Genomic DNA, 14,019 nt, shown 5'->3' with positions numbered 1-14,019 from the left:
AAACCCAACAAGGAGTTTCGGATTCTTACACAGCCTGAGGATCGGTCAATGGATCCTTAACTGATCGGCATTAGGCCTCTGGCCCGGTTTTGTTTTTGGTGGCACCACGCTACCATGCCAACTTCGGGCCACCTGCCGGCCGTCAATCAGGACCATGCTCATGCCCCATCCCTTCGTGCTCGTCACCGGCTGCTCCAGCGGCATCGGCCTAGCCGCCGCAAGAAAGCTCGGCGCCCTGGGCTTCACCGTCATCGCTTCCGCCCGCAAGGCCGAGGATGTGGCCCTGCTGCAGCAGCAGGGTCTGTTGGCGGTGCAACTGGATCTGGCGGACAGCGCCAGCATAGAGCGAGGGGTGGCAGAGGCGCTGGCCCTGGCAGAAGGGCGCCTCTACGGCCTCTTCAACAACGGCGCCTACGGCCAGCCCGGTGCGCTGGAAGATCTGCCCACCGAGGCGCTGCGCGAGCAGTTCGAGACCAACCTCTTTGGCTGGCATCACCTCATTCGCCAGATATTGCCCCCCATGCTGGCGGCAGGCGAGGGGCGCATCGTACAGAACAGCTCGGTGCTTGGCCTGGTGGCCATGAAGTATCGTGGCGCCTACAACGCCAGCAAGTTCGCGCTGGAAGGCTATACCGACACCCTGCGCCTGGAACTCGCGGGCAGCGGCGTGCACATCAGCCTGATCGAACCCGGCCCCATCGACACCCGGTTTCGCGCCAATGCCCGGGAGGCCTTCCTGCGCCACATAGACCCCGCTACCAGCCGCCACCAGGACGCCTATGCCCAGACGCTGGCCAGGCTGGAGCGTGAAGGGGGTGCCCGGGGCTTTACCCTGCCAAGCGAGGCCTGCATCCCGCCGTTACTGCATGCGCTCACGAGCAAGCGTCCCAGGCACCGCTACCCGGTCACCTTCCCGACCAAATTGTTTACCGTGCTGCGCCGCCTGCTGCCAAGCCGCTGGCTTGACAAGCTGCTGATCAAATCCGCCTGATAAAGGGGCCCTCGGTGGCCCTCCTCTTGACATGCACCGGTCTCAGCAACGATGCCCGCTCAATAGTGCTGGCCGTTGCTGTAGTAGTGACTCTTGACGATGGGCAGCACCTGCACCACCACATAGGTCTGCTCCCCCAGCACCCCTTTCAGGTGGCGGGTGATGAGGGCGGCGGCGGCATCCTGCATCTCCTGCGGTCGCTCGAACCAGACCAGCTCCACGAAGGGGAAACCGGCTTCGGGCTGGCCATCTCGTACCCACTGGCTCGGCACGCACTCCAGGGTGACGAACTCCGGCTTGCCACCGGTCAGGGCGCAGAGATCCGCCATCAGGGGGGCGCTTATCCGCTGCAGGGTGTCGACAGAAACTGCCCGAAAACGAAGGTGGGGCATGGGAAACCTCTTGGCTGTGACAAATGAGGACTTATCATAGAGCACTCATCCCGCTCACATAAGGTGCCTCATGAGATTCCATCCCACGCTGCTCTCCTTCCTGCTCTGCCTGCTGCTGCCGCTCCATGCCATGGCCGATCCGGCCTTTTACCGCATCAACAAGGGCAACGAACAGCACTGGCTGCTGGGGTCCATCCACGCGGGCAAACCCTCTCTCTATCCCCTGCCGGACCCGGTGGAGCGCGCCTGGCAGCAGAGCCGCGCCCTGGTGATGGAGGTGGACATGACCCACATCAGCCAGGAGCAGTGGCAGGAGATGGGCGCCATCACCCGGCTCGTCGACGGCAAGACCCTCAAGGATCACCTGCCCATCGACCTCTACCGTCGCACCCTCATCGCTGCGGGCCAGAATGGTCTGAACGAGAGCATGCTGGCCCCGCTGCGTCCCTGGTTTGCGGCCATTACCCTGACCCAGGCGGCCCTGGAGCGCACCGGCTATCGCGGTGAATACGGTGTCGACCAGCACTTCGCCAAGCGGGCGAACGACGGCGGCAAGCCCATCGTCGGGCTGGAGACCCTGCTGGAGCAGCTCGGCTATCTCGCGAGCGTCGGCGACAACCAGACCTTGATGCTGGAGAGTACCCTGGACGAGCTGCCCGACATCCAGCAGGGGTTCGACGCCGTGATGACCGCCTGGCAGAACGGGGACGAGGCCACCCTCATCAATCTGCTCAGGGAGGAGATGGCGCCGCCCAAGCTGCAAGCCTGGCTGGAACAGACCCTGCTGGCAGAGCGCAACCGCAACTGGGTCAAGAAGTGGCCCAGCCTGCCGAACGAGAGCTTTATCGTGGTAGGGGCCCTGCATCTTTATGGCGAGCACGGGCTGCTCGCCCTGCTGGAGCAGCAGGGCTGGCGCATCACGCCCCTCACCGAACCGACCCTGGAGAAAGCAAAATAGCGTCCAGTCCGGCGACCTGACGCGCCGGATGCGCGTCGGCTCACAGAATTTGCTGCCGATTAAATAACCAGAGAGGGAGTTGATCGAGATCATCCCCTCCCTCCTGAAGAGGTATCTATCATGCCTGTCACCGCCCAGTGACAGGAGTGAACGAGATGGAATTCTGGATGAACCTGATGTTCGGCAACAGCGTGGGGCTGATGTCCATGCTGGTGATTTTCGGCACCTTCCTGCTCATCAGCGCCTATGCGGTCTATTTCATCTACAAGGTGATGCACGCAGAGCCGCCCAAAGAGGGGCAATAACCAGGCTCGCTCAGACCGCCCTCCCCGGCAGGGCCGGGGCCCGCGAGCGTTGCCATTCTAAGGCCCACCAAGGCCCGCTATACTGGCTCCCTCATTTTCATGCGGGGAGCCTGCCGTGTCTCATAACGACGAACTCTCACTGTTCCTGCAGGAAGTGGCCGACGTGCGGCCCCTTCGCAGCGACCATATCGCCCCCGTTGCGGGCAACAACCAGCCCACCGAGGCGCAACTCGCGCGCCGGGAAGCCGCCACCGCCGAACAACTCACCCTGGATCACCTTGGCACGGAAGCAGTCGAGATGCTGGACCCCCACGCCATCGTCGGCTTCAAGCGTGACGGCGTGCAGGAGGGGGTCTACAAGAAGCTGCGCCTTGGCAAGTACGAGCTGCAAGGCTCCCTCGACCTGCACCACAAGACGCTCAACGAGGCCCGTATCGCCCTGGTGCAGTTCATTGCCGAATGCGAAGTGCGGGATATCCGCTGCCTGCTGATCCTGCACGGCAAGGGGGAGCGCAGCACCCCGCGTGCCCTGCTCAAGAGCCATGTCAGCGCCTGGCTGCCACAGTTGCCTTCGGTGATGGCCATGCACAGCGCCGAGCGCCGCCACGGCGGCAGCGGTGCGCTCTACGTATTGCTGCGCAAGAGCGAGCGCAAGAAGGCGGAAAACCGCGAACGGCACCAGAAGCGCCTCGGCTGACTGCCTGAGGGTGGCACCAGGGTGGATGGCAGTGCTAGCATCGGGCGGCCCCGATCATGCCAGGTACGGGGTGCATACCATCAGGGACGATAACAAGGACAATCCCATGTCATACCAGAAACTCGAACAACATCAGCAACAACAGCACCGCCTCTCCCACCTCTCCGCCATCTGCGGCTGGGATCAGGCCGCCATGATGCCGGAGGGGGGCAACGAGGCCCGCGCCGAGGCGATGGCGGAGCTCGGCGTGCTGATCCACGGCAAGCGCACCGCCCCCGAGCTTGGGGAGTGGATTGCCAAGGCAGAGAGTGAACCGCTGGACGAGCACCAGCGTGCGAACCTGCGGGAGATCAAGCGCCAGTGGCAGGATGCAAGCCTGCTGCCGGGGGCGCTGGTGGAGGCGCTGTCGCTCGCCGGCAGCAAATGCGAGCACGCCTGGCGTCGCCAGCGCAAGGAGAACGACTGGGCAGGTTTTGCCCCGAACCTCGAGGAGGTGGTGCGCCTGTCGCGGGAGGTGGCGACCTTGCGCGCCGACGCGCTCGGGGTGCGCCCCTATGACGCCATGCTGGCGCTGTACGAGCCCGGCATGACGAGCGCGAGGCTGGATCAGATCTTCGGCGATCTGACGAGCTGGCTGCCCGGCCTCATCCAGACCGTGAGCGAGCGGCAGAAGAGCGACACCCTCCTCACCCCGCAAGGCCCGTTCCCGGTTGCGACGCAGCAGGCGCTCGGCCAGGAGGTGATGGGACTGCTCGGCTTTGATTTTGCTCACGGCAGGCTCGACGTGAGCAGCCACCCGTTCTGCGGCGGCGTGCCGACGGACGTGCGCATCACCACGCGCTACAACGAGCAGGAGTTCGTCTCCAGCCTGATGGGCATCGTCCACGAGACGGGCCACGCACGCTACGAGCAGGGCCTGCCGCGCGCACTGCTCGGCCAGCCGGTGGCCGAGGCGCGTTCCATGGGCATTCACGAGAGCCAGAGCCTGTTCTGCGAGATGCAGCTCGGCCATCACCCCGCGTTCCTCGCGCTGATTGCGCCGCGCATTCGCGCGCACTTCGGGGCAGAGGATGCGCTCGCACCCGCGAACCTCGAGAAGCTGTACAACAGGGTCGAGCCCGGCTTTATCCGCGTCGATGCGGACGAAGTCACCTACCCGGCCCACGTCATCCTGCGCTACGAGCTGGAGCGAGACCTGATGGAAGGGCGCATCGAGGTCGCGGACATCCCCGAGCTGTGGGACGCGAAGATGCAGCAGTGGCTCGGCTTGTCCACGAAGGGCAATTACCAGAACGGTTGCATGCAGGACATCCACTGGACGGACGGCTCGTTTGGCTACTTCCCGAGCTACACGCTCGGCGCCATGTACGCGGCGCAGCTGCGCTTCGCACTCGAGCGTGAGCTCGGCGACATGGGCACGCTCGTAGAGTCCGGCCGCCTGCCGGAGATCTTTGGCTGGCTCGGTCGCCATATCTGGTCCCAGGGCAGCCTGCACTGCACGGACGAGCTCATTCGCCGCGCGACCGGTGAGGCGCTCAATCCCCAGTGGCTGCGCAAACACCTCGAACAGCGCTATCTGAAATAAGCGAGGTTGAACCCCCTCCCAGCCTCCCCCTTCACAAGGGGGAGGAGCTAACCCCGCCCCCGTTCACAGAGGGGAGCTGTTTGTCCCCTCCCCTTACGAAGGGGAGGGTTAGGGTGGGGTCCTGCCCCCCTAACCTTACAAAGGGAGGACTGGGATTCCTCGGATCGCACTATTTTTGCTATTCCTGTCCGTTTTTGGCTAGTCACCCCTCTCGCCCCCGCTTAGTCTCTGGGACATGCCCACAGCAACCCGAGCCATGCCATGACCACAGAGCCCCCGCATTCATCCCAACGGGACGAGATCATTCCGGGTCTCACCCGGGAGCAGTGCCACGCCGCACGCCTCGCGCGAGACGCGCGTTTCGATGGTCGCTTCTTCACCGGGGTGCTCTCCACCGGCATCTATTGCCGCCCCGTGTGTCCGGCGCGGGCACCGCACGAGCACAATGTGCGCTATTTTCGCTTCGCGGCGGCGGCGGAGCAGCACGGGCTGCGCCCCTGCCTGCGCTGTCGCCCCGAGCTCGCACCGGCCCAGAGCGGCGATCTGCCACCGCTCGTCGCCCAGGTGCTGGCGCGCATCGAGCGCGGCGAGCTGGCGGAGCACAGCCTGGGCTCCCTTGCAACGCAGGCCGGGATCACGGAGCGCACCCTGAGGCGCCAGTTCGAGCAACATCTCGGCGCCTCGCCGAAACAGGTGGAGCAGACGCGCCGCCTGCTGCTTGCGAAACGGCTGCTGACGGAGACGCGCCTGCCCATCACGGACGTGGCGTTTGCCGCAGGCTTTGCAAGCATTCGCCGCTTCAACGACGCCTGGCTGCAGGCGTATGGCATGACACCGGGCGCCCTGCGCAAGCAGGAAGGGGGCGCGCCGCAGGAGACACCGCAATCTAGCCTGCAACTGCACCTGCTGTATCGCCCGCCGTTCGACGTCCAGGCCATGCTCGCGTTCTACCGGTTGCGCGCCATTCCGGGGCTGGAGCGGGTGGATGAGCACGGTTACGAACGCCGTCACCGGGTCGGCGAACAGGAGGGGCTCATCCGCATCGAGCCCGTCGAGGGGGAGAGGCTCAGACTCACGGTGCGGGATCTGCCGCCGGGTGCGCTGCCGGACATCCTGTACCGCGTGCGCCGCATGTGGGATCTCGACGCCGACATGGGCCGCATCGGCGAACACCTGGGGCAGGATCCGCTGCTCGCCGGCATCCAGGGACGATGGCCCGGGGTGCGGCTGCCGGGGGGGTGGGATGAATACGAGGTGATGCTGCGCGCCATCGTAGGCCAACAGGTGTCGGTCAAGGGTGCCATCACCATCATGGGGCGCCTGGTGGCGCGCACCCTGGCGCAGTTCGGCACCGCGCAGCTGCCCACCCCGACCCAGCTGTGCGAGCTGGATCTCGACGGCATCGGCATGCCGGGCAGCCGCATCCGCACGCTGCAGGGGCTGGCCGCGGCGCTCGCAAGCGGCGCGCTCACCCTGGGCAGCGCGAGCGACGAGCAACTGCTCGCGCTGCCGGGCATAGGCCCCTGGACTGTCGCTTACTGGCGGCTGCGCTGCGGGCTGGACACGGACGCCTTCCCCGCCTCGGATCTCGTGCTGCAAAAGGCGCTGGGGGGCGGTGACAAGCTGCCGGTGAAAGAGGTGACAGCGCGCAGCGCCCCCTGGCAGCCGTGGCGCGCCTATGCCGCGAGCTGGCTGTGGCACGCCATGAGTGAACAACCGGCGCTGCTCACCCGGCCAACACAGGCACAAGACGAGGAGAAGAGCCCATGATCCGCTATGACATGATGCCCACCGACCAGGGCGAACTGCTGGTCGCCATCGACGAGCGCGGTCTGGTGCACGTGGACTTCGTGGCCGGGCTGCGGCCGCTCCCCGACATGCAGGACTGGCAGCAGGACGGCGAGGCGCTCGCCCCCTTCCTCGCCGAGTTTCGGGACTACTTCGCGGGCCGGTTGCAACGCTTCACGCTGCCGCTCGCGGCGCGGGGTACGGCGTTCCAGCAAGCGGTGTGGCAGGCGCTGTGCGACATCCCCTACGGGGAGACCCGCAGCTACGGCGACATCGCCCGCGCCATCGGCAAGCCAAATGCGGTGCGGGCGGTGGGTGCCGCGAACGGCCGCAATCCGCTCTCCATCATCATCCCCTGCCACCGGGTGATCGGCCAGAATGGCAGCCTCACCGGCTATGCGGGAGGCCTGCCCATCAAGCAGGCACTGCTGACGCTGGAGAGGGCCTCTCGTTGATCCGGCGCAGCCCGGCCAGGGCTCACTGCCGCTGCGCCAGCCAGCCGTGAAACCCCAGCGCCTGAAAGAAGCGGTGCGCCGCCGCGAAACCGGCCCCTTGCAAGAGGCGCCGGGTCTGTCCCTCGTCCAGGGAGGTGAAATCCTCTCCGAGGCGGCGCACCATCTGCTCGCAGGCAGGAAGCGGCAGACCGGCGAGGGCCGCTTGCAACCCCATCGCCTTTCGCTCGAGCGGGTCCGTGGGCGCCATCAGATCCGCCAGCAGCAGAGGAGCACCAGGATTGAGCTGGCGATAAATATCACCCAATAGCGCGGCTTTGGCATCTTGCGCCAGAAAGTGCAGAACCAGCAGACAGAGTGCACCATCGCAGGGCTTATCCACCACAGGCAATGCGCCCAGGTGCCAGCACACCCTCTCCCCCATGCCCGCCTGCTCGGCCCGCATCCTGGCATGGGCCAGCATGTCCGCCGAGATATCCAGGGCCACAAAGGTCCAGCGGGGGCAGAGACGGCCAAGCAGCAGCAACTCGCTGCCCGTGCCCACCCCAACCAGCAGCACCCGGGCCTGCTGACCCAGCGCGGCCATCAGCCGGGAGGCACAAAGCTGGTGCAGCAGCTCGTAGCCTGGCACCAGCAGGGGGATGCGGCTGTCATAGGCCTTCGCCCCTTCTCCTTCGAATCGCTCCGTCATCTTTTGCTCCTTTGGTGTGAGCCCCCTTGATAGGGGCTGCCGCCGGGAGAAGGTCAAGAGCCACAGGGACGAGCCAGTTGCCAGTCCAGCCCTTCCCATGAAGGGAGGGCCCTAGCCCCCCTTGCCCAGCGCCGCTTTCAGAGCAGGATTGAAGACGCGCTGGAGGGAGGCGGGGTTGTTCACCAGCTTGGCCGCCGGGCGGCGCGGGCGCCTGACCAGCTCGCCGCCACAGTTGGGGCAGGTCAGGTGCAGATACTGATCGTTGCACTCGGCGCAGAAGGTGCACTCGAAGGAGCAGATGTAGGCCGTCGCCGTGTCGGCGGGCAGATCCCGGTCACAGCACTCGCAGTTGGGTCTGAGTTCAAGCATGGCAAGATCCTGATGCACAAGGGGAAGCGGGAAAGAGGGCGGCTCAGTCGACGATAAAGAGGCGAGCGCCCAGTTCGGTATAGGAGCGATGGGGTTCGGCGTTGTCCGCCACCTGGTAGCTCATGCCCGGCGTCAGGGTGAAGACGCGGCCATCCTGCAACTCGGTGTGCAGCTCCCCTTCGAGGCAGAGCAGCACATGGCCCTTGCTGCACCAGTGATCCGCCAGATACCCGGGGGAGTACTCCACCATTCGCACCCGCAGATCCCCGAACTGCCGGGTGTGCCAGCGGGCGACGCCGCGTTCTCCCTTGTGTTCGGTCGGCGGGACCTCGGCCCAGTTCGTGGTGCAAAACGGCAGTGCATGGATGTTCATGACGGATCCTTTGTCAGAAGAAGGCTGGGGGAAGGTGCCTCACCACGGGATATCCGTGACAAGGCCGCGTCCCATACTGCCATCAAATCCGCTCCAGCCCCATGCCCACACGGGCAATCATCCCCTCTTCAGGCTGCCCATCACCTGCATCTCGCAGCGATGGCAGTCAAAACGCAGGCGGAAACTCTCCTTGCCCATCTTGAGCGCCAGGGGCTCGGCCTTGAGACCGGGCACCTCCTTGGGGCAGAGCTGCTGGCTGTAGCGGATGCAGTGCTTCGTTGTCATCAGCACCACTTCCCGCTCCTCCTTGTTCGCCTCATACGCGGGGGCGATGCTCCCCACCCCGTGTTCGCGAAAGAACTGCTCCGCCGCGCTGTTCAGCACGTTGCCGAGGTAAGAGAGCCGATGCTGGGGATAAACGGCGCCTCGCAGGGGAATGCGCCGCTCGGGTCGCCGGTAGGCAGCCAGACGGGCCGCCTCCAGGGCGGCGATCCCCTCCCGGCGCAAGCCGTTAAGCTGTGAAGCCGCAATAAACAGCGGGCGAGTGAATGCCAACTCAATCTGGCGAGCCACAAACAGGGTGTTGCCGAGTTTGCCGAGCTGATCCCTGGCCTGTTGCAGCGCCCGTTCCGGGTTGTCGGCCGGCTGCTGGTCGCAGGGGAGCGTGACGGCGGCACCAATGCCCTGCTCGTCCACCAGTTCGAGCCGCAGTCCCTCGTCACACTCCGATAGCCGCATATCGACCCGGATGCGGCGATCCGCGCTCCCCTTTTCGAGCTGCTTGCTGAAGGCCTGATCGTGGTTGCGAAAGATCTCGGTGCCCACCTTGAGACCGGGCATGGGTTCCGACAGGAGTAACCGCTTGCTCTGTGCCTTCTCTTCCACTTTATTGAGGCGCATCCCTACCAGCTCGCCCCCCGGCTTGAAGAAGCCGAGGCCATCGCCGTTGTTGAGGGCAACGGCCTGGCCGTCGATCTCGATGCCATCGCGGGTCACGCTGGTGACGCGCCCGAGCGGCTCCCCGACGTATTTCGGGCTGCGCGGCGAGTCGATGCCTGGCTGTCGGCCATGGAGGAAGTAGTCGGTGCTGCCCCGGTTGAAACTCTTCTTGGGATCCGGCGTAAAGGTGTAGCTGCAACGACCGGCGGAAGCGGCCACCAGATCGGGGTGGCTCGCCAGGATGGCGTCCAGCTTCTGGCGATACCAGGCGGTGACGTTCTTGACGTAGTCGAGCCCCTTGAGGCGCCCTTCAATCTTGAAGGAGCGGATCCCTGCGGCGATCAGCGCCTCCAGGTTGTCGGTCTGATCCATGTCTTTCAAGGAGAGCAGGTGGCTGTTTTCCACCAGCACCTCCCCCGCCGGCGTTTGCAGGGAACAGGGCAGTCGACAGAGCTGGGCGCACTCGCCGCGGTTCGCGCTGCGCCCGGTGCGGGCGTGGCTGATGTTGCACTGGCCGCTGTAGGAGACGCACAGGGCGCCGTGGATGAAGAACTCCAGCTGCACGCTCGTGGCGGCGCTTATCTCGCGGATCTGCGCAAGGGAGAGCTCGCGGGCCAGCACCACCTGAGAGAAGCCCACGTCCTGCAGAAACTTCACCTTTTCCGGGGTGCGGTTGTCGGTCTGGGTGCTGGCGTGCAGCGCGATGGGGGGCAAATCGAGCGCCAGCAGCCCCATGTCCTGCACGATCAGCGCATCGGCCCCTGCCTCGTAGATCTGATGGGTCAGGCGCCGGGCCTGCTCCAGCTCGTGGTCGTGCAGCAGGGTATTGAAGGCGACGAAGACCTGGGCGCCGAAGCGGTGAGCATGGCGGGCCAGCGCCTCGATATCCTCAAGGCTGTTGCCCGCTGCGCTGCGGGCACCGAAGGCGGGGCCCCCCATGTAGACGGCATCGGCGCCGTGGTTGATGGCCTCGATGCCATAGGCGAGGTTCTTGGCCGGGGCCAGCAACTCCAGGCGGTTGTGATGGTTCTGATCGCGCATAACGTCCGGTTCGAAGGGCTGCAAATGGCCGCCACTCTAGCCAGACTCCCCGCCCCCCGCCTTGATCCCGCTTAAGATCACCGCAGAATGCAGGATTGACCCGGTACAAAGACATCTGGCGGCCCCCTCATCCCCCGGCCCTGAGAGAGTGCCGACTACGCAGGCACCCGACGCGGAGCTAGATAACGACCTTGAGGGCCAGCCCCAGCAGCACCAGGCCGCTCACCTTGTCGATCACGGTGGATTTGGCCTTGAGCCAGGCGAGTACGGGCCCGCGAGAGAGCACCAGGGCCACCAGCACATACCAGAGCGCATCGATGCCGCCTGCGGTCAGCATCATGATGCCCCCCTCACGCCAGCCGGTGTCGGCATGCACGAACTGGCTGAACAGGGCGATAAAGAAGATGGCGAGCTGGGGGTTCAAGAAGGCCACCATAAAGCCCTCGAACGCCCCTTGACGTCCCCGTGGCGGGTGCCCCTCCTCCTTGCCTGCCTCACCCCCTGCGGGCCTGGCCAGCAACGCCTTGATCCCGAGCCAGGCGAGGAACGCCGCGCCGCCGTAGCGGATGAGATCGAACAGCAGCGGGGTCTGGGTGATCAGGATGGCGAGGCCGAGGGCCGTGATCAGCGCATAGATGCCGACTCCCAGGCCATGTCCCAGCGCCGTGGCAACCCCGTGGCCCTGCCCTCCCTGCACCGTATTGCGGATGATCAGTGCCAGGCTCGGCCCCGGGCTGATGGCCCCCATCACGCAAATGGCGGCCAGCGCCAGCCAACTCGTCAGCTCCATACCCTCTCTTCCTTCGTGTCGATTGTTGTCACCCGGGATCAGGGTAGGGGGTGGCTCGCTATGCCAGAAGTGAAAGTTATGAATAGAGTCCATAGCCAGTGGCTATAGAGTGGCACAACCCGCTGCCATCAGCGGCCCGCCTGCGACCCTCGGGCCAACTGCTTGCGACTCTCCCCCAGGGTGAATTGCAGGTGATTCCGCAGGAAGGGATAGGCCAGCTCGCGAAACCAGCGGTGAGCCGGATCCAGGTGGTGGCGCTGGTGCCACAGCAGATGATACTGCTGGACCCGGGTGGCGAAGGGGAGATCGCAAAAACTCAGGGCATGTTCCCGGGAGAGCTGCCAGGCGATATGAGCCGGGGTGGTCATCAGACAGTCTGTGCGCAGCAGCACCTCCACCGCAGCCTGGAAGAAGGGCACCCGGGCAAACCAGCGGCGGGAGAGCCCGCGGGGGGCCAGCACCTGCTCCACCGGGCTGTCCTTGTCCCCGCCCCCGCTCACCTGCAGGTGGGGCCAGGCGAGGTAATCCTCCAGGCTGGGCGCCATGCCAGAGAGCGGGTGATGGCGCCCCATCAGCACCACCAGCCTGTCCTCCCCCTGATGCAGGCCGCGGATCTGGTCCGGCACCAGCTCCGTGATGGTGGAGACCATGTCCAGCTCCGATTGCCAGAGCTGGGGCAACTGGCGCTTGTCCCACAGGCTGTACTCCAGCGCCGCTCGGGGGGCGGCCCTCGCCAGGGCAGCACAGATGTCCGGCAGGATGTGCTGGGCCACGTAGTCGGAGGAGGCGAGCCGAAACACCCGCTCGCAGCGCTCGGGGGCAAATTCCGGCGCCTCGTAGAGCCGCTCCAGGGCCCCGAGGGAATCGGCAAGCTGGGCCGCCAGGGCCTCGGCCCGCGGGGTCAGCAGCCAGCGCTGCCCTTCCCGCACCAGCAGCTCGTCGCCAAACTCGCTGCGAAGCTGGCCGAGCTGCTTGCTGATGGAGGGCTGGCTCAGGTTCAGCAGCTCCGCCGCCCGGCTGATGTTGCGGGTCTCCAGCAGCACCTTGAGGGTGGGCAAGAGATTGAGATTCGCTTTGTGCACAGGAGTCACCTCGGGAAGGGGTCGCCGGGATCGGGCCTTCATCTTACGGCAAGGAGAAGCGGAAATTTAAGCAAAATCACGGTCTTGCTCCCGCCACTCCCCTTACACTGGGGGGACCGCAGGATGACAGTGAACGCCCCGTGCGGCATAATTTCGCCACTTTCCGCCCCAGGGCGGCCATCACGACAAGCGACGACAAGATGACATACGCCACTATCACCGGGTGGGGAAAATGCCTGCCCCCCGCCTCGCTGACCAACGATGACCTCGGCACCATCATGGATACCTCGGACGAGTGGATCTACCCGCGCACCGGCATCAAGGCCCGCCGGGTCTCCCATGTCAGCACCCAGACGCTCGCCACCCTGGCCGCCCGTCGCGCCCTGGCGTGCGCAGGTCTGGACGCCGCCGCCCTCGATGGCATCATCCTGGCGACCGCCACACCGGGCACGCTGGTCCCCAATGGCGCCTCCGCCGTGCAGCAGGCCCTCGGCGCCCACAAGGCGGCGGTGTTCGACCTCAACGCCGCCTGCACCGGCTTCGTCTATGCCCTCTCGGTCGCCACCTCCCTGGTGCAGACCGGCATGATGCAAAGGGTGCTGGTGATCGGTGCCGAGCGGCTGACCCAGTTGCTGGACTGGGCCAAGCGCGACACCGCCGTGCTGTTCGGGGATGGCGCAGGCGCCGTCATCATCGAGGCGAGCGAGCAGGAGAGCGGCCTGATTGCCAGCAAGCTCGGTTGTGACAGCGAAGCGCGGGAGATACTGCACGTGCCGAACTTCGGTACGGATCGGGTGCGTTTCGCCGACATTGACGGCCTCTTCACCTTCAACTTCGAGGGGCAGGAGATCTTCAAGCGCGCCGTGCGCGGCATGGGCGAAGCCACCGGCACCGTACTGGCCCAGGCCGGCATCGCCCCCGAGCAGATCGACCTCATCGTGCCGCACCAGGCGAACGTTCGCATCATCGAGACCCTGGCCAAGCGGATGAACGCCCCCATGGAGAAGGTGATGGTCAACATAGAGCAGTACGGCAACACCTCCGCCGCCACCGTGCCCATCGCCCTGTGCGAGGCGCTGGAGCAGGGTCGGGTCAAGCCGAACAGCTACCTGCTGACCGCCGCCTTCGGGGCCGGGCTGACCTGGGGCGCCGCCCTCATCAAGTGGGGGGATCGCGTCACCCCGATCGCGAGTTGCGACGAGGTGCTGCCCCCCTGCGAGCAGAGCGCCCTCGAACTCATCGCCCATGCGGTGCAGGGTTGCCAGCAGGCCCGCCCCGCCGACGCCTGAGCGAGCGCCAGCTCCCCAGGAGCCCCGTGGCTCCTGGCAGCCAGCCCCCCTACGTCCCCTCGCCGTTTCGGCAGCGACATAAAAGTCATTGAAAAGTGTGAATTTTGAGCGAAACATATCAAAAAATGACCACTTGACACTTTTTTGTCGTCAGAATGCGGCCAAGGGGTTCACAACCTTGCCGGATCTGGTAGTATGCGGCCTCGCACTTGGGGAGGGGTTCCCGAGCGGCCAAAGGGATCAGACTGTAAATCTGACGGCTCTGCCTTCGAAGGTT

15 protein-coding genes are annotated in these 14,019 nt (G+C 65.5%); 8 read left to right on the top strand and 7 right to left on the bottom strand.

The genetic code is table 11. From position 1 onward, the window contains the following. Positions 1–160 precede the first annotated feature (160 nt). Positions 161–991, top strand: coding sequence for an SDR family oxidoreductase (locus tag PG896_RS18785; protein ID WP_270836069.1), 831 nt, complete (start codon positions 161–163; stop codon positions 989–991). Positions 992–1,050: 59 nt separating this feature from the next. On the opposite strand, the gene PG896_RS18780 is transcribed toward PG896_RS18785, so the two are convergent. Further along, positions 1,051–1,383 carry a DUF1904 family protein gene (locus tag PG896_RS18780; protein WP_041214640.1) on the bottom strand — a complete coding sequence of 111 codons (333 nt, stop codon included), beginning with the start codon at positions 1,381–1,383 and terminating at the stop codon, positions 1,051–1,053. A gap of 70 nt (positions 1,384–1,453) precedes the next feature. Here PG896_RS18780 and PG896_RS18775 point away from each other — a divergent pair, with 70 nt between their 5' ends. The 6 genes from PG896_RS18775 (at position 1,454) to PG896_RS18750 (ending at position 7,171) form a co-directional block, all read left to right on the top strand. Beyond that, entirely contained in the window at positions 1,454–2,341 is an 888-nt protein-coding gene (locus PG896_RS18775) for a TraB/GumN family protein (RefSeq protein WP_041214639.1), read from the top strand. A gap of 155 nt (positions 2,342–2,496) precedes the next feature. Beyond that, positions 2,497–2,646 (top strand): DUF3149 domain-containing protein, encoded by a 150-nt coding sequence (locus PG896_RS18770; protein ID WP_010673287.1) that lies wholly within the window; start codon positions 2,497–2,499, stop codon positions 2,644–2,646. 115 nt (positions 2,647–2,761) lie between these two features. Beyond that, entirely contained in the window at positions 2,762–3,343 is a 582-nt protein-coding gene (smrA, locus tag PG896_RS18765; protein WP_042074873.1) for a DNA endonuclease SmrA, read from the top strand. A 106-nt stretch (positions 3,344–3,449) separates the two neighbouring features. Further along, positions 3,450–4,928 (top strand): carboxypeptidase M32, encoded by a 1,479-nt coding sequence (locus PG896_RS18760; protein WP_167292766.1) that lies wholly within the window; start codon positions 3,450–3,452, stop codon positions 4,926–4,928. Between the two features lie 261 nt (positions 4,929–5,189). Continuing rightward, entirely contained in the window at positions 5,190–6,698 is a 1,509-nt protein-coding gene (locus PG896_RS18755; protein WP_103858732.1) for an AlkA N-terminal domain-containing protein, read from the top strand. Next, positions 6,695–7,171 (top strand): methylated-DNA--[protein]-cysteine S-methyltransferase, encoded by a 477-nt coding sequence (locus tag PG896_RS18750; RefSeq protein WP_103858731.1) that lies wholly within the window; start codon positions 6,695–6,697, stop codon positions 7,169–7,171. The genes PG896_RS18755 and PG896_RS18750 overlap by 4 nt, the downstream gene beginning before the upstream one ends. A 22-nt stretch (positions 7,172–7,193) precedes the next feature. On the opposite strand, the gene PG896_RS18745 is transcribed toward PG896_RS18750, so the two are convergent. From PG896_RS18745 to PG896_RS18720, 6 genes are all read right to left on the bottom strand, one after another. After that, positions 7,194–7,859 carry a class I SAM-dependent methyltransferase gene (locus PG896_RS18745; RefSeq protein WP_103858730.1) on the bottom strand — a complete coding sequence of 222 codons (666 nt, stop codon included), beginning with the start codon at positions 7,857–7,859 and terminating at the stop codon, positions 7,194–7,196. A 111-nt stretch (positions 7,860–7,970) separates the two neighbouring features. Further along, positions 7,971–8,228, bottom strand: a complete 258-nt coding sequence (locus PG896_RS18740; protein WP_010673281.1) for a DUF1272 domain-containing protein — start codon at positions 8,226–8,228, stop codon at positions 7,971–7,973. A gap of 43 nt (positions 8,229–8,271) precedes the next feature. Continuing rightward, positions 8,272–8,601 (bottom strand): DHCW motif cupin fold protein, encoded by a 330-nt coding sequence (locus PG896_RS18735; protein ID WP_039041054.1) that lies wholly within the window; start codon positions 8,599–8,601, stop codon positions 8,272–8,274. A gap of 117 nt (positions 8,602–8,718) precedes the next feature. Next, the gene (locus PG896_RS18730; protein WP_270836067.1) at positions 8,719–10,581 is read right to left on the bottom strand and encodes a peptidase U32 family protein; all 1,863 of its coding nucleotides are present in this window, start codon (positions 10,579–10,581) and stop codon (positions 8,719–8,721) included. 178 nt (positions 10,582–10,759) lie between these two features. Continuing rightward, a complete protein-coding gene (locus PG896_RS18725; RefSeq protein ID WP_039041052.1) occupies positions 10,760–11,371 on the bottom strand; it encodes a LysE family translocator in 612 nt (203 codons plus the stop codon). 128 nt (positions 11,372–11,499) lie between these two features. Continuing rightward, complete coding sequence (locus PG896_RS18720) at positions 11,500–12,453, bottom strand: LysR family transcriptional regulator (protein WP_201920500.1); 954 nt, start codon at positions 12,451–12,453, stop codon at positions 11,500–11,502. Between the two features lie 200 nt (positions 12,454–12,653). Here PG896_RS18720 and PG896_RS18715 point away from each other — a divergent pair, with 200 nt between their 5' ends. Continuing rightward, positions 12,654–13,742 carry a ketoacyl-ACP synthase III gene (locus tag PG896_RS18715; protein ID WP_069651795.1) on the top strand — a complete coding sequence of 363 codons (1,089 nt, stop codon included), beginning with the start codon at positions 12,654–12,656 and terminating at the stop codon, positions 13,740–13,742. Positions 13,743–14,019 lie beyond the last annotated feature (277 nt).

It is taken from the genome of Aeromonas sp. QDB30 (genome assembly GCF_027707645.1).
Taxonomy (GTDB): domain Bacteria; phylum Pseudomonadota; class Gammaproteobacteria; order Enterobacterales; family Aeromonadaceae; genus Aeromonas; species Aeromonas caviae.
This window is presented reverse-complemented; position numbering and strand designations above follow the sequence as displayed.